We start from the raw sequence: 15,582 nt of genomic DNA on the forward strand, positions 1-15,582 counted from the left end.
CCGCAGCCGGCTTCGCCGGCACCCCGACCACGGATACGTCACCCCACTTGAAACGAGAACCCTTCTGAGGCAGAACCTCGCCCCCGCAGCGTAAGCACCCGCTGTCCAAGTTCAGGGGGGAACTTCAAACAGCCCGTGGCCTGCGCCTTGTTGGCACGCTCGCGATGTTGGGAAATGTTTCCTTGTTTTGAGTCTTGACCCCAAAACCAACACGACAGCAAACTGTGCCCCATCTCCCCTCGCTGGGCGAAGAGCACTGCGCGCCCCGGTCAGGCACGGCCGGGCGCCGCCGACGCTCCATCTCTCGTTTGGCCGGCGTTTCCGTGACGAGTACCGCCTCTGCCCCAGTCAGGACGCACGACGCCTCCACGGCGCGCGCCCTTCCACGACAGTCGAGGAGCACTCATGACCGGAATCAACCGCCGCGGCTTCATCACGGCCGCGGGCCTCGGCTCCGCCGCCCTGGCCCTGCCGCTGACCGGCGCGGCGGGCACGGCGAGCGCGAGCCCCGGCCGGCCGCGACCCCTGGCGGCCAAGGTGAAGGCCTCCGGCGCGTGGCAGGTGGCCGTCAGGGAGCTCGGCTGGGCCTTCAGCGGCTCCGTCGGCTCGGCGGCGACCGGCATCACCGCCGGATCGGGCTCCGACGCGCTCGGCCGGTACACCGAGACCACGTTCACCTTCCAGGGCGGCGCACGGAAGGGCGGCATCCGGGTCTACCGGGACGCGTCGTCCGTCGTCTTCACCGACACGTACGTCAAGGCAGGCGCGAACGGCAACCCGTTCCCGACCTTCACCCGCTACCCGGACCTCGGGCACCAGTTGAGCCACAGCGACTGCTTCGGGCGGTTCCAGTTCAACACCTTCTCGGGTGCGTCGGACAGCCCGTGGGTGTTCTTCGACGGGTCGGGCAACACCTTCGTGCTGTCGGCGGCGAACCACTTCCAGGAGGCGGAGACCAGCCGGGGCGCCGACGGCTCCATCGCGGCCGGTGTGATCGGCTCGGTCGCCACCCTGCCTGCCGGCTACACCCGGCAGACGATCCTGACGGCCTCGGACGGTGTCGGCACCGCGCACCGCGCCTGGGGCACCGCGCTCACCAGGCTCGCGGGCAAGCCGCTGCCGGCCAACGACGCGGGCGTGGTCCTCAGCACCCTGGGCTACTGGACCGACAACGGCGCCGACTACTACTACAAGTACGAGCAGCCCAAGGGCTACACGGGCACACTGCTCGCCGTCCGCGACGAGTGGGCGTCCCAGAAGATCCCGATGGGCTACATGCAGCTCGACAGCTGGTGGTACCCCAAGGGCCCGAACGCCGACTGGAACGACCTGCCGGACGGCACCTACCTGTACGAGGCGGACAAGGAGCTGTTCCCTGACGGGCTGTCCGCGTTCCAGAAGAAGCTGGCGCTGCCGCTCGTCACCCACGCACGGTGGATGGACAAGTCGAGCCCGTATCACGGCGAGTACGCGATGTCGGACGACATCGTCACCGACCCGGCGTACTGGCAGCACGTCATGGACTACCTGCGCGACGGCGGAGTCGTCGTCTACGAGCAGGACTGGCTCTGCAACAAGGCCAAGCCCGCCGAGAACCTGAACGACGCCGACGCGTTCTTCGACAACATGGCCCACCACGCCGCGGGCGACGGCCTCGACATGCAGTACTGCATGGCACTGCCGCGCGACTACCTGCAGTCCGTCCGCTACCCCAACCTGACGACCATCCGCGTCAGCGACGACCGCTTCGACCGTCCCAAGTGGGACATGTTCCTCTACGACTCGCAGTTCGCGGGATCGCTCGGGGTGTGGCCATGGGTGGACGTGTTCATGAGCGGCGAGCTCAACAACCTGCTCCTGGCGAACCTTTCGGCCGGTCCTGTCGGCGTCGGGGACTCGCTGGGGAAGATCGACGCGGGGCATCTGTTCCAGGTGGTGCGTCCCGACGGGATCATCGTCAAGCCGGACGTGCCCATCGTCCCCACCGACGCCACGTACGTCGGCGAGGCGGCCGGGAAGATGCCCGCCATGGTGGCGTCCACGCACGTGGACCACTCCGGGCTGACGTACCGCTACGTCTTCTCGTACGCCCGTCAGTTCGTCGAGCCGGAGCAGACGTACCAGGCGGAGGAGGCGACGCTCTCGGGAGCGGTCGTCGGCCGGGACAACTCCGGTTACACCGGTAGCGGGTTCGCCGACTACCAGCACTCAGACGGCGACTACGTGGAGTGGACGGTGCAGGCGCCGGCAGCGGGCACCTACACGCTCCAGTTCCGCTACGCGAACGCGTCGTTCACCGACCGTCCGCTCGCGGTCGCGGTGAACGGCGGCGACGCGCACACACTGTCGTTCCCGTCGACCGGCTGGTGGACGTCGTGGAGCGTCGTGGGCACGACCGTCACACTGAACGAGGGGGCCAACACCGTACGCGCGACGGCCACCGGGGCCAGCGGCGGCAACATCGACTGGCTCGGCGTCACGCAGGGGTCCGTGCCGACGGGCATGTCCCAGAAGACCTCGTTCACACTGAAGGAGCTGGGGACCACCGGACGGGCGTACGTCTACGACTACTACGCGGGAACGGGCCAACTGGTCACCGGTGGCGGCCGCGTGAACGCCACCGTCGGCGACGGCACCTACTGGATCGTCGCGCCGGTGGGCCACTCCGGCATCGCCTTCCTCGGCGACGCCGGCAAGTTCGTCGCACACGGCACCCAGCGCGTCGAGCACGTGCACGACGACGGACACGTACACGCCACGATCGCGTTCGCGGCGGGCGAGGGCCCGGTCACGCTGCACGGCTACGCACCGCACAAGCCGCACGTCTCCGCCACCACCGGACGGGTAGGCCCCGTCGCGTACGACGCGAAAACACACCGCTTCACGGTCACGGCGACCGCGGCGGCGAACGACAGGGCCACGCTCACGATCAGGCCCTGACGGCCGGGCCGCCCGACCGGTGGGCCGTGTGCGCTCACCGGTCGGTGCGGACGCGGACCTGCTGCGGCGCGCGATGGCTCATCGGGAGCCGCAAGGATTGATCCAGGCGCCTCGCGGCAACCCAACAAGTTCCGGGCGTCAAGCGATGCCACCCATCCACATGCGGCGGCCCAGTTCGTTCAACTCCCCGCGGCGCTCGTCGCACTCCGGCAGTGCTGACCTGAGAATCCGCCAGTAATCGGCGCCGTGCCCATTGATCCGCACATGGGCCAATTCATGGGCGATCACGTAATCGACCAGGTGCATCGGCAACTGGAAGAGGGGCCAGCCCAGGCTCATCAGGCCCGAAGCGCTGTCACCTTTGCGACCACGGTTGTATGTCCCCCACCTTCCGCCGAGGTCCGAAACGCCCACCGCGGGTTCTGCGACCCACAGGCGGGCGGCCCAGGGCTGGAGCCGTCCTCTCGCCCATGCCTGTCCGGCCCGGCAGTACCAGTCGATCAGCGCTGCCCGTCCGACAGCGGGGTTCTGCGCCTGCTCTGTGGTGATCACCAGCCGCCCCGCAACCAGCCGTACAGCACTGCCGGCCGGCGCGTTCCGGTCGATGGCCAACCGGTAGGTCCGCCCCAGGTAGCGGAACACCTCACCCTCAACGAGCCGTTTGGCCGGACTCAGCGGCATGGTTTCCACGCGAAGGGCGATCTTCGACGCCAGCCAAGTGCGGTGCTCACGTACGAATCTCTCGGCGTCCATGAACGGACGCCCTGCCGGCACGTGCAGGACCACTTCGGCGTCCGGCTCAACGGTCAGCGCGAACCGCTTGCGCCGACCGCTGACCCTTACCCGCAGCTCAACACCGTCCACGGTGAGCCGGGCCCCTTCAACGAGGTCAGGCGGGGTATGGCTAGCGGTTGCGGCGGTCACCCTCTCATTCTCCGCGAGACCAGGCCAGGAAGCTCGCACGCCGACCCGCCGCGAAGACCGCGAGTTTCTGCGCGATCTTGTTCAAAGGGGCCCAGTCCGCCCCGACAGGCACCATTCCGCCACGCACCAACCGACCGTGGATCCTGCGCGCCAGCGCATCGATGTCCTGACTCTCCCCCTGGTACGACACCCGGCCCATGAAGCCCGCCGCTTCGGCGCACACATCGCTCACCAGCGGACGGATGTCATGCCCGCGCGGGACGATCTCCGGATTGTCTCCCAGCAACTGTTTGAGCAGCCGGAACAGCCGAGCCTCCACCACGCTGAGGCTCGCGAGCGACTCGTCCTCCTCGGCCTCGCTCCGCGCCTGGTCGATCAGGGGTCCGAGCTCCGCTTTCAACTCCTCGAAGTGCCCGGCCAGCTCCCGCAGGATCTCCTCCAGGCGCGCGGAGAGGCGTACGTACTTCTCCGGGTCCTCCTGGCGCACCCGCTCCTCCAGGTGGAAGCGGAGGGCGTGCTGCATTTCGGCGGCGGCCTCGCCGGCGGGAAGGGCGCGCACCCTTTCGTCGAACACGGGCGAGGTGAGAAGGACAGGAGGCAGCGCCTGCTCGATCTCCGGCCCTTCGAGGTGGCCGGCCACCATCGCACGAACCTTGCGTCCGAGGGTGTGCAGGCTGAACGTACCGCCGGGGCCGTCGCGGAAGTGTCTGCGGACGCGCTTTTGGAGCAGCGTCCAGCGGCGGGCGTCGTCCACGTGGTCGAGGCCCGCCTCATGCGGCAGCACCCGCTCCAGCGTGTCGAGGAACCGCTTCAGTACCTCGTCGTATCCGAACCGCACCGCGTCGGGCTCGAACAGCTCCAGTACACTCCCCATCTCGTTGAACGAGGCGAGGTCCTGCTCACTGACGCCGTGCGCGCGCAGATATGCGCGTACCGCCTCGGCCGCCGGTTTCAGTCCGCCGATCTCCTCGGACATGCTGCGCATGGTGTCGTCCACGTCGTCCTGCTGATAGTCGGCAAGGGCGTCGGTGAGGTGGTCGAAGACGCCGTAGTAGTCGACTACACGGCCAATGCGCTTGCCCGCCATCGGACGGTTCACCCGGGCGACGGCCTGGAGCAGTTCGGCATCCCGGATCGGACGGTCCAGGTAGAGCACCTGCTCACGCGGCGCGTCGAAGCCGGTGAGCAGCATCGACTTGACGATGAGGAACGCGATCGGGCTGTCGGGGTGGACGGCGGCGGGCTTCTGCGCGGCGGCCGGCGGATCGGCCTCGGGCTGCGACCAGGGGTAGTCCCCGGCCCCAGGGCTATCTTGTGTGCCGGGCTCCGGAGAGCCGAAGGGCGTCGACGCCACCCAGTCGGGCTCGGGAGGAAGTTGGGGGAACGGCTGGTGGAACCGCTCGATGTATCCCTCCTGCAGGTCGTGATCGGTCCAGTCCAACCACTCTCGCCGCTTGCGTTCCTCGCCGGGGGAGACGACCGGCACGAAGTCGATGCGGCGTAGCAGGGAACGATACTGGTACGCCTGGAGGCGATAGCGCTGCCGCCTCGTCAGGTTCTTCGGCAGTATTCCGGCAAGTGACTCGGGATCGAACCGTGCCAGCTCCTCCAGCAGGTTGTCGCGCGCCAATCGCAGCGCGTCGCGGTATTCGACCGCGGCCTTGCGGCTCACGGCCGCGACCTGGGCCTTGAAGTCGCCGTCGGGCAACACCCACGTCACCCAGTGCTCCAGCATGTCCTCAGCCTTCGCACGAATCATCGGCAGCGATTCGGCGACGTCCCGCTCTGTGGGCGACTCCTTGAGCAGAGCCGCGCGCTCCGCCGGTGTCCGGTCACGGACCAGGTCGGCGAACTTCCGGTCGAGCCCGTCCTTGTCGAAGACCTTGCCTTCCCCGGTGCGGCCTTCGTAGCGGATGCGGACGACCACGCCGTCGCGTTCGGCCTCCGACATCCGGTAGGTGTCGATGAAATCACCATCGGGTCCGACGAAGATCCGCCGCGTGTCGTCCAGTTGGCCGGTCGTGATCGGCGTACCCGTGAAACCGATCTTCGCCGCGTTGGGGACGGCCTTGCGCAGGGCGGCGTGCAGCACGTTGGTGTGGGAGCGGTGGGCCTCGTCGACCAGCACCAGGAACTCGCTTGAGGTGTTGCACTGCGTGAAGTTCAGGACCGGCGCAGGATCCACCGTACGAGGTTCCCGCCTGGCCCGCTCGGCGTCCGCGTACTCCCTGGTCAGGTCCCGATCATCCTCCCCGCCCTTGGCCTCCCCCGCGAACGTGACCCCCGCGCCGTATTTCTGGATCATCGCGAAGACGACTCGGCGCCCACCGTCGCGCAGCAGCCCCTCCATCTGCGCGCGGGTCTGGGCGGTCACGGTGTCCGACTCGCTCAACTTCAGCGTCCGGGCGAGCTGGTCCTGCAGCTGGGTGCGGTCGGTGACCACCACGACCGTGAACTCGCCCAGCTTGTGGTGCAGATGGATGCGCCGGACCAGGAAGGCCATGGTCAGGCTCTTGCCGGAGCCCTGGGTGTGCCAGATGACGCCCCCGCGCTCGTCGTCCGGCACAGCGGCGCCGCGGGACCGGCCTGTCAGCAGCCGCCGCACGGCCTTCTCGGCGGCCCGGTACTGCTGGTGGCGGGCAGCGGCCTTCACCGTACGCACGCCCGCCTCGGTCTCGACCGGCAGGAGGACGAGGTAGTGACGCACAAAGGTGAGCAGTCCGGCGGGACGCAGAACGACCCCGACGAGCTTGTGCCGCTCATTGAGCGGTCCGACGCCGTCCGGAAGTTCGCCTCGCAGCTCAGCCACACTCTCGGGCTCGACGCTCCGCCAGGGGTGGAAGCGCGCCGGGTCCGACGTGACTGTACCGAGGTACGCGGTCTCCGACGTGGCCGCCACCAGCAGTTGGACGGTGCGGAACAGCTCCGGTACTCCCGCGGGAACCGGCAGACCGCTCCCGTCCCGCTCGTCGTCGGTGACCGGATCACCGGCGTAGTAGCGCAGGTCCAGTACGGCGCTGCGTATCGGGTCGGCGAGGTCGGGACTCTTGCACTCGACCGCCACCAGCGGGATGCCGTTGACGAACAGCACGATGTCCAGGACGGACAGCTCTCCCGAACGGTTTCGCACCCGCAACTGGTCAACGACGGTGAACTCGTTGAGCGCTCGGCGCTCCTCATGCCACTCGACGTACTGAACGGTGGCCGAGGCGCCAGCGTGCGCGGCGGACGGCCCGGGCAGCACATATCCGCTGAGCAGCATGTCGGTGGCGGCGAAGTTCGCTTCCGCGATGCCCTTGCCGAGCGGTGCGGAGGCCAGCGCGGCGGCGGAGCGGTCCCCGTCCGTACTGTCCATCCAGGGCCGGCCGTCCACGGCCCGGACATTGATCCGGCGCAGCGCCGCGTGCAACCGGCCGAGCAGCAGCGGCTTATCGGCGTCGAGCGTCCCCGCCTCGGGACCGCGGACGTGCGTCCACCCCATCGCCCGGAGCTGGGCGAGGATCGGCAACTCCACCTCGTCCCGCTCAGCCTGTGCCGCCGTCATACGCCCGTGTCCTCTCTGCCCGCCCCGTCTCACGTGTTGGGGCGGGAGATCCATTCTGCGCCACGGACTGGGCGGAAGGGGACGTTCCGATCGAGCGGGAACGCTATGGGAGGGGACCGCGGGTCTCGCCTAATCCTCGGCCTAACGGGCAGCAGGCAGGGCGCCGTCCTGTTAGCCCTCGAACTCCCCGTCGGGGTCGTCGAAATCTGGGCTCTCGTCGGTTTCGTGCTCCGGATCCGGCAGCCGGGCGCCACGGCTCTCCGCGATCCGGTGGACGTCTCGCAGGGACTCCGCCAAACGGTCGGCGACGAAGCGGACCTGGGGGGCGGTCGCCTCGTGGTCGCCGAGCAGGTCCGCGGCGTGGTCCAGCAGTTCGGCCGCCATGTCGAGTTGGACAGTCTCGATCTCGTCGGCGACGCGGGAGACATGCCCGCTCCCACCGCCGAGCAGGTAGCAGGGCCTGCCGTCCGCGGTGGACCAGGGAAGGAGCCTTACGGTGCTGCCGCATCCAGCGTTCACGCGGCGACCTCCACGCCGTGGATGACCCGTGGGCCCACGTCGACGCCGTGCACGGCGAGCCACAGGGTGCACCGCCGGGCCCGCTGCCGCCAAGCCTCCGCACGGCTTGCTTCGTGGGCGAGGACGTAGCGGCGCACGAGGGCGGTGCCCCTTCCCCGCAGGAGGGGTACGGGGCCACGCCGTTGCGCCACGACGGACGGAGGTGCGGCGAATGCCGGGTGCGGGGCCGAGCGGGTGCGGCGACGGCGGCACGGCAGCAACGCGGCGAGCTTGGCGAGGAGTTTGTGCATGGAACACTCCGTGAACTGAACTGAGCGGGACCACGGCCCACTACGGCGCCGCCGAACCCTTCGAGTAGGGAGGAGCCGCTGTGTAGCGGCCCATGCACACAGTGATACGAAGCGGGCTAGGCTCGCCAGAGGACAGCAGGTGACAAGGCATCTGTCACAAGGGGTGTTGAGGGTGAGCAACAACTACGGCGACTGGATCAAGGCGCGGCGCAAGGCGGCGGGCCTCACGCAGGAGCAGCTTGCCGAGACCGCGATCATGACGCGCACGCACATCGCCCACATCGAGGCGGGGCGCCGCACACCGTCACGCGAGGACGCGCAGCGGCTGGACAGGGCGCTGAACACGGGCGATGTGCTGAGCAGCTTCCTGCCGGAGCAGGACGTGGCGGTCGCCGACTACTTCGAAGCGGCGCGGCAGCTCGAACAGCAGGCGACAGAAATCCGCGAGTTCGCGTTGACGTTCATCCCCGGCATCCTCCAGACGGAGGCGTACGCTCGCGCGGTTTTTGGTACCGAGTACCCACCTCGGAGTGAAGAGGAGCGTGACAGGTACGTCGTCACACGGCAGGAACGTTCCAAGATCCTCACCGACCGCGTAACGCCCGTAGTATGGGCGCTGCTGGACGAGTCGGTGCTACGCCGGATGATCGGTGGCCCCGAGGTCATGGCCGAACAGCTCATGCACGTCGTCGGGCTCGCCGAGAACACGCGTATCCGCGTGCATATTCTGCCGTTCGGGCTGGGCTACCACCCGGTTCTCCAGGGCATGCTCACGCTGTTGTGGTTCGAGGACCAACCCCCGGCCGCCTACACAGAAGGAATGTCTGTCGGCAAGGTCCACGATTCTCCAGCCGTGGTCCGGCAGTTGCAGGGTCGCTACGATCTAGCTCTGGGCGACGCACTGCCGATGAAGGAGTCGATCACCCTCCTGCGGACGACAGCGAAGGACTACGGACACCATGACTGACCACACGATCGCGGACGCCTCCACGCTGAACGGCTGGCGCAAGTCGACGCACAGCAACGGCGAGGGCGGCAGTTGCGTCGAGGTCCTGGACCACCACCCCGCCGGCGTCCCCGTCCGCGACTCCAAGGACCCTCACGGCGTGGCCCTGCTCTACCCGACCATGGCCTGGAACCCCTTCATAGCCGCCCTGAAGGCCGGCGAATTCTCCGTCTGACGTCCCGGCCGCCGCGCGAGCCGCCGGACTGCCGACGACCGGTGCCTGCTCAGCTCAGGAGGTCGTCGACGATCCCGCGCCTGATCGAGGCCAGCTTCACGAGTTCCACCTCTTCGGACCGCTGTCGGCTTCGCAGGATCGCAAGGCGTGCCACGAAGGCGGATTGTCCGGCGATGCTCAAACGTGGGAACGGACAGGTCCGTACGTCTGAACCATTGATACTTGCCTGCGAAATGGCGCTTTTGGCCCGCTGGCGAAAATGAGCCTTGGCCAGGGCGCTGCCCAGCCAGGTCTCAACGAATTCTGGCACAGCAAATTCGACATTCACTCTGCACCGCATCATGTTCGACTCGAACACCGTCGGCTCTGCCAAGCCAGAAACAGCGGTGGACTTCCCCACTAGTTCGGGTGTGTTCACTCGGTTGATGACGATGTCGCCCAGAGCGAGCCCATAGCGGTCTATTTCACCCCCGTTGAGCGAAACTCGCAGCAGGTTCCGGGTGAAATCCGAGGGGCCGCCGTCGAAGCTGTCGATGCGTACGATTGGCGTGCCCTGCGGTCCGTACGAAGTCGCAGGCTTGTATAGCCCGTTCTGCGGACCAGATCGCAGAATGCCCTCCAGCGTCCCGCATTCCACGTCCTGGAGCTCGGCCACGCTTCCGTTCCAGACCTTGTCCAACTTGGCGATCGACGCCTCGATCGCCCGCTCCTGCGCCGCGACAGCGCCGATCACCTCGATGATCCGTCGTTGCTCAGCAAGCGGCCGAACCGGGAACGGTAGCGCAGCGAATCGGTTACCCCCCAGATGCGAAATGCTTGTCTTCTCAGCTACCGCAGCGAAGACACCCTGCAAACGCCACTGCACAAAAACCATCTGCGCGTACTGCGGAAGCACCTCAGGTCGGGGACGGAACCGAATCAGGGTGTTCTGGAAGCAGTAGGAATCGACAGGCCCGTCGTACAGGGCACTTCGCCCGACCATGCGAAGGCTTTCCTGTCCTTCGTTCAGCAGGATGTCACCCGGGTGGATCCCGTACACCTCGCGCTCAGCCGCTGAGAAAGCCATCGTCTTCACGTCGGAGTAGTCGATCCGGCCCTCGTGGACGTTCGCGACACGCAAGTAAGGTAACTTCCCCGCCCCTTCCCGCCCGGAGGGTGAGAGCTGTTTGCCCATCCGCACCTCGCCGGCATCCCGTACCGGCACCCACTGGATCGAGCCGTCAGCCCGCATAGCCCAACTCCTCCAGGAAACCGTCGAGCGTCGCCGCGGCACGCTCCCGCTCCGCGCGGATCTCGTGGAGGGACACCGCGTACTTGTCCTCCCACACGCGATAGGCATCAGCCAGTTCGCGGCGGCGTCGCACCACGTGGCCGCCCAGCTTGGCCGCCAGATCAGCCCGCAGCAGGTCGAGGACCACACGGCGTTCGTCGTCAGGGGTCAGAGCCGCGCGAGCCCGATGCAACAGCGGGGGCTCCTCGCCGAGCTGCGGCGGGTCGCTCGGCCAGGGGAACCAGAAGTCCGCCTCAAGGCGCTTGACTAGGGCGCCGGCCTTCGCACGCTCCTTCTTCACGTACGCCAGCTCGGCCAAGTGCTCAGCGCTCAGCGCGGCTTCCTCCCGGCCGACTGCGGCCTCCTCACCCTCCTCCTCGGACTCCGCCGGTTCGGCGTTCAGCTCCTTCCAGCGGGCGTCCAGTTCCGCCTTGCGCTCATCGGCCGCCGCCAACTCCTCAAGGAAGTCGGGAGCGATCGCGGCGACCACCTTGTGGCCGTACGCCTGCCTCCGCTCGGCGCCCGAGCGCTTGCGCTCCTTGCGGGTCCGGGGATCCTGTTCCGGGGCAAGCATGCTCTCGACGTTCTCGACCCAGCCGTCCAGCACACCACCGAACCCGTTCTCCGACAGAGCGAGCAGGTCGTACTTGGCCTCGTACCACCAGCCGGCCACCGCGCCCGCGAGCGCGTACCGATCGAGCAGCCCGACCTTGCCCAGGCACTCGGTGAACGAGGTCATCAATGAACCCCGTACCGCCATCAGCGCCGCCTTGCGCTCCAGGGCCGTCAGGTCCGCCAGTCGTTCCGGGGTGGCGGCCACCGCCTCCAAGTGGTGGGCCTCCGACGCCCACCATTGTGCGAAGGCGTCACGCAGCACGTCCTCACGCGGGCGAGCGAGTGCCGCGATCCGAGCCGCATCGGGCCGCCGGTCCGCCGGCAGGAAGTCCACGTACGCGGGATTCGCCACCGGGTCCCGCTCGGCGAAGAGATCGCGGAGCCCGATCGCGTACGCGTCCAGGAGCTCCTTCTTCGCCTCGATCTCCGTCCGGGGCACGCCGCCTACCAGATGGGCGCGTACGTCCTGCGGTTCCGGCGGCGGCGTGTTGTCCACGTAGCGGCGGATGTTGAGGTTGTACTCGTTGCCGCGCAGTTCCTCGCGGCTCACGACCCGCGAGAAGCCAGGCGCTTCTGCGTAGGCGTGGAAGGTCGACGTGATCTTCTCGGCGTGCTCGGGCAGCAGGACGTTCTGCGCGGACTCCTTGCGGAACTCACGGTCGGCGTTGATGAACAGCACGCCGTTCTCCCTGTCCGGCTGTTTCCTGCCGGGCGGGCGCAGCACCAGGACGCAGGCGGGGATGCCGGTGCCGTAGAAGAGGTTCGGCGCGAGCCCGATGACGGCCTCGATCAGGTCCTCTTCCACAAGCTTGGCGCGGATCCTCTGCTCCTCGCCGCCGCGGAAGAGCACGCCGTGCGGCATGACGGTGATGACCATGCCGCCACGCTCGTTCGTGCCTCCCCCCTGCCTGGTCTCCCAGAGCATGTGCTGGAGGAACATCAGGTCGGCCTTGCCACGCTCGCTCGTGGCGCCGTACTTCGCGCGCTGGGCGCTGTACGCGAGGCCGGCGAGCGAGTAGTCCATGGAGAAGGGCGGGTTGCTGAGGACCGCGTCGAAACGGTCCGCGTCGGATTTCGGTACGTGCGCCGGCTCGGCGAGGGTGTCGCCGGTCTTCAGGTTGAAGCGGGTGTCCACTCCGTGGAGCACCATGTTCATCGTCGCCATGATCCAGGAGCTGCTGTTGGCGTCCTGCCCGGCGAAGAACATGTTCGAGGCGTCGCCGCCGTGCTCCTCCACGTACTCCTTGGCGTGGATCAGCATGCCGCCCGAGCCCACACAGGGGTCGTAGATGCGCATGCGGTCCGTGGGCCGCAGCAGCTCGACCATCATCCGTACGACCGCACGCGGGGTGTAGAACTCGCCGCCCTTACGACCGGCCGAGTCGGCGAACTCCTTGATCAGGTACTCGTACGCCGCGCCGATCAGGTCGGGGAACTCGAAGTCGTCGGTACGCAGCCTGACCCGGCCGAAGTGCGCGATGAGGAGGCCCAGCCGCTGGTCGGCGAGCTTGGCCGCGCCGGCCGCCGCGCCTGAGCCGCCGATCCGGTTGAAGTCGAGGTGGTCGAAGAGGCCCTTGAGGTTGCCGTTCTGCGCCTCCAGCGCCTGGAGGGCGGGGCGCAGGCGCTCCTCGGTGATGTTGTGGGTACCTGAGGCGATCCGTTTCCACCGGGCGGCCTTGGGAACGAAGAGCACGTTGTACGTGTCGTACGCGGCCTCCTGCTCCAGATACCCGGCCAGTGTCTCTCCGCCGTAGCCGAGCGTCGTGGCCGCGTCCTCCTTCAACCGCTCCCGCGCCGCCTCGAACTCGTCGTTCGCCCGCTTCAGGAAGAGCAGCCCGAAGATGTAGTCCTTGTACTCGGAAGCATCCATGGTGCCCCGGAGGATGTAGGATGTCCGCGGCGGCGAACAGTTGCCGCTCCAACTGCGCGAGCGTGAGCTTGGCCACGTGTACGACTCCCTACGACCTGGTGATGCCGTGAGGAAGCCTATGGCTGCGGCGGGGCGCGACGGAAACCGTTCACCCGAACCGGCGGTGGCCGGTCAGTACGCGACGATGCCGAGACCGTCCTCGACGAAGGAGAAGACGTCGGTGTACGGGTCCCGCAAGGACTTCGGTACGTGATCCCCGTGGACCTCGTTCATCTTCAGGGCACGTTTCTTCGCCTCGGCGAAGCCCCTGTGCTCGCCGGGCTTCCCCGACAGCTGGCCCTGCTCCACGACCTTGATGTTCGCCGTGGTCGCCGCGAACGGCAGGCGGCCGGCCGCCATGTCGCAGCTCTTGCCGAAAGTTCCTGTCACCGGCTTGTAGTGGAGGACCCGCCAGACCTCGAAACAGGGGTGCGAGAAGGCGACCCCTACTCCTGCTTCCTCGGCGGTCTTCAGCGCGGCATCGACACCCTCGTGCTGGTCCCGGTCGAACATGCACCAGACCTGCGGCAGATACGCCTTCCCCAGCCCGCTGCGTTTCGCCCGCCGGGTCTCCTCGCGCATCAGGCGTGCGGCCTCCTCCACCAACCCGAGGGGTTTGCGGTGCGACGCGGGCGCCTTCTGGTTGGCGATCCGCACCTCGACGGGCACCGAAGGGTCCCGGTAGGTGCCAATGGAACGGACGATCTCGATGTAACCCGGCTCGGTGACACTGCCCTCTGTGTACACGTGCACGACACGGCGCCGCTGTCCACGCGGCTGCTTCGCCGGGCCGAGCGACTCCCTCCCCTTTGCCCGCGCCATCAGGCCCCTCTCCCGTCGGGCTTGTCCCCTTGGCCGCTCGTCGCGAACAGACGTCGTGCGATCTGGCCCTCCATGAGGCCCGGTACACCGCCGAAGGCCCCGGCCAGATAGGACGTCGCCAGATCCTCCTCCTTGCCCGGGGACGCGTCGGTCAGCGGGTACAGCTCGGTGGCGCCGTCCTTGTCCTTCTGCGTCAGCCACACCTGCCCCGCCTCCAGGAGGCGACCTCCACTCGGTGTGGTGAGCAGCGAAGGGTCATGCGTGGTGAAGACGAGCTGCGCGTCGCGCGGATTGGCCAGCGGGTCGTGGAAGAGACGGACGACCTCAGCGGCGAACCGCGGGTGCAGGCTCGCGTCCAACTCGTCGATGAGCAGTACCGAGCCCTGGTCAAGAGCCAGGAGCAACGGGCCGAGAAGGGCGTACCAGGAACGGGTGCCGAAGGACTCCTGCTGCCAGTCCAGGAGGACTTCGCCATGAACCCCCCGGTGGGAGAGCCGTACGGACGGTCTTCTCGTGTCCGACTCGACCTCGGCGCCCGTGATTCCGAGGTCGGCGACGCGCAGCAGGTCATTGATGCGGGCGGCGCGTTCACCGACGAGTTCGCGGGTGGTGAACTGCTCCCGCTCCCGCCGTTCGTCCTCCGGATTGATCAGCAGCAGATTGCGCCGGAACCAATGGAACAACGCGGAGAGCTGTGGATGGTTGTCCGTACCGGCCGTGGAGAGCAGCAGGGCATCGGGGCGGGTGCGTCGCACCAGCTGGGCCCGGTCCTTCACCCGGCTGCCCGGCCAGTCGTACGCATCGGCCCGCGAGGCGTCGCGATCGAGCCAGACCTGACGGTGTCCACGGGGATAGCCGTGGATCCACTCGGACTCCACGCGAGTCGCGCCCAGCTCGAAACCGTAAGTCCACCGGACTTCCTCGATGGTGAAATCGACTTCGAAGAAACTCGGTTCCCCGCCGCTCTCGGGGTCCAGCGCGAAGGGCTTACGGGGAATGCCGTCGAAGGACGCCCAGCGCGCGTAGGAGTTCAGAACCGCGGAACGCATGTCGGTCAGGGCGGCCAGCACGTTCGATTTGCCCGAGGCATTGGCGCCGAAGACACCGAGCAGCGGAAACACCTCGGCCGAACGGTCACCGCCGAGACCGGCCACCCGGGCGGTCCCCTCCGGGGTGCCGTCGGGAGCGACGAACGACAGTTCCTGCTCATCGCGCAGCGACCGTACATTCGCGCCACGAAACCGGAGCAACACGCCGTCCTCCTCCCGATCTCTCCTCGGTCAGCCTGTCCGCCGGCGCCCGGACGGACACCTGTGCCATGCGATCATGACGCACACCAAGGTATCCGCAAGTCGGGGTACCGAGCGTCCGGAGTTGCAGTTTCGCTTCAGCAGATCACCTGCGCGGCACTGCCCCAGCGCGGGTGTTCCGTCGCTACGGTCATTCTGCATCGGGCCTGTGCCGGGTTCACACACTGTGCGAACCCACTCTACGGCGTGGCGCACCACCGGCATCGCGGGCCGCGTCTCCCGCGGAGAGGCAGGAAGCGCAGGAAACGGCAGGGAACC

The 15,582-nt window shown here is 67.9% G+C and carries 11 protein-coding genes; 3 read left to right on the plus strand and 8 right to left on the minus strand.

From position 1 onward, the window contains the following. Window positions 1-405: 405 nt before the first annotated feature. Window positions 406-2,940 carry a carbohydrate-binding protein gene (locus JFN87_RS02955; protein WP_209338254.1) on the plus strand — a complete coding sequence of 845 codons (2,535 nt, stop codon included), beginning with the start codon at window positions 406-408 and terminating at the stop codon, window positions 2,938-2,940. Between the two features lie 138 nt (window positions 2,941-3,078). On the opposite strand, the gene JFN87_RS02960 is transcribed toward JFN87_RS02955, so the two are convergent. From JFN87_RS02960 to JFN87_RS02975, 4 genes are all read right to left on the minus strand, one after another. After that, entirely contained in the window at window positions 3,079-3,864 is a 786-nt protein-coding gene (locus tag JFN87_RS02960; RefSeq protein WP_209338255.1) for a M48 family metallopeptidase, read from the minus strand. Between the two features lie 4 nt (window positions 3,865-3,868). Next, complete coding sequence (locus JFN87_RS02965) at window positions 3,869-7,408, minus strand: type I restriction endonuclease subunit R (RefSeq protein ID WP_209338256.1); 3,540 nt, start codon at window positions 7,406-7,408, stop codon at window positions 3,869-3,871. A gap of 171 nt (window positions 7,409-7,579) precedes the next feature. Next, the gene (locus JFN87_RS02970) at window positions 7,580-7,927 is read right to left on the minus strand and encodes a hypothetical protein (RefSeq protein ID WP_209338257.1); all 348 of its coding nucleotides are present in this window, start codon (window positions 7,925-7,927) and stop codon (window positions 7,580-7,582) included. Next, entirely contained in the window at window positions 7,924-8,217 is a 294-nt protein-coding gene (locus JFN87_RS02975; RefSeq protein WP_245178644.1) for a hypothetical protein, read from the minus strand. Before JFN87_RS02975 ends, JFN87_RS02970 begins: the two co-directional genes overlap by 4 nt. Before the next feature lie 172 nt (window positions 8,218-8,389). Here JFN87_RS02975 and JFN87_RS02980 point away from each other — a divergent pair, with 172 nt between their 5' ends. Both JFN87_RS02980 and JFN87_RS02985 read left to right on the plus strand, forming a co-directional pair. After that, on the plus strand, window positions 8,390-9,184 hold the full coding sequence (locus JFN87_RS02980; RefSeq protein ID WP_209338258.1) for a helix-turn-helix domain-containing protein: 795 nt from the start codon (window positions 8,390-8,392) through the stop codon (window positions 9,182-9,184). Beyond that, on the plus strand, window positions 9,177-9,398 hold the full coding sequence (locus tag JFN87_RS02985) for a DUF397 domain-containing protein (RefSeq protein ID WP_209338259.1): 222 nt from the start codon (window positions 9,177-9,179) through the stop codon (window positions 9,396-9,398). The genes JFN87_RS02980 and JFN87_RS02985 overlap by 8 nt, the downstream gene beginning before the upstream one ends. Window positions 9,399-9,447: 49 nt before the next feature. On the opposite strand, the gene JFN87_RS02990 is transcribed toward JFN87_RS02985, so the two are convergent. The 4 genes from JFN87_RS02990 to JFN87_RS03005 all read right to left on the minus strand — a co-directional run bounded on the left by JFN87_RS02990 (window position 9,448) and on the right by JFN87_RS03005 (window position 15,267). After that, window positions 9,448-10,629 (minus strand): restriction endonuclease subunit S domain-containing protein, encoded by a 1,182-nt coding sequence (locus JFN87_RS02990; RefSeq protein WP_209338260.1) that lies wholly within the window; start codon window positions 10,627-10,629, stop codon window positions 9,448-9,450. Then, on the minus strand, window positions 10,619-13,153 hold the full coding sequence (locus JFN87_RS02995) for a type I restriction-modification system subunit M (protein WP_245178645.1): 2,535 nt from the start codon (window positions 13,151-13,153) through the stop codon (window positions 10,619-10,621). Before JFN87_RS02995 ends, JFN87_RS02990 begins: the two co-directional genes overlap by 11 nt. Window positions 13,154-13,324: 171 nt before the next feature. Next, the gene (locus JFN87_RS03000) at window positions 13,325-14,014 is read right to left on the minus strand and encodes an RloB family protein (protein WP_209338261.1); all 690 of its coding nucleotides are present in this window, start codon (window positions 14,012-14,014) and stop codon (window positions 13,325-13,327) included. After that, window positions 14,014-15,267: an AAA family ATPase gene (locus tag JFN87_RS03005; protein ID WP_209338262.1), complete on the minus strand. Its 1,254-nt coding sequence runs from the start codon at window positions 15,265-15,267 to the stop codon at window positions 14,014-14,016. The genes JFN87_RS03000 and JFN87_RS03005 overlap by 1 nt, the downstream gene beginning before the upstream one ends. Window positions 15,268-15,582 lie beyond the last annotated feature (315 nt).

Source organism: Streptomyces montanisoli, assembly GCF_017813245.1.
GTDB classification, from domain to species: Bacteria; Actinomycetota; Actinomycetes; order Streptomycetales; family Streptomycetaceae; genus Streptomyces; species Streptomyces montanisoli.

Excerpts from the sequence above, each read along its gene's own strand:
- JFN87_RS02955 (WP_209338254.1), top strand. The coding sequence starts at position 406 with ATGACCGGAATCAACCGCCGCGGCTTCATCACGGCCGCGGGCCTCGGC.
- JFN87_RS02965 (WP_209338256.1), bottom strand. The coding sequence starts at position 7,408 with ATGACGGCGGCACAGGCTGAGCGGGACGAGGTGGAGTTGCCGATCCTC.
- JFN87_RS02975 (WP_245178644.1), bottom strand. The coding sequence starts at position 8,217 with ATGCACAAACTCCTCGCCAAGCTCGCCGCGTTGCTGCCGTGCCGCCGT.
- JFN87_RS02985 (WP_209338259.1), top strand. The coding sequence starts at position 9,177 with ATGACTGACCACACGATCGCGGACGCCTCCACGCTGAACGGCTGGCGC.
- JFN87_RS02990 (WP_209338260.1), bottom strand. The coding sequence starts at position 10,629 with ATGCGGGCTGACGGCTCGATCCAGTGGGTGCCGGTACGGGATGCCGGC.
- JFN87_RS02995 (WP_245178645.1), bottom strand. The coding sequence starts at position 13,153 with ATGGATGCTTCCGAGTACAAGGACTACATCTTCGGGCTGCTCTTCCTG.
- JFN87_RS03000 (WP_209338261.1), bottom strand. The coding sequence starts at position 14,014 with ATGGCGCGGGCAAAGGGGAGGGAGTCGCTCGGCCCGGCGAAGCAGCCG.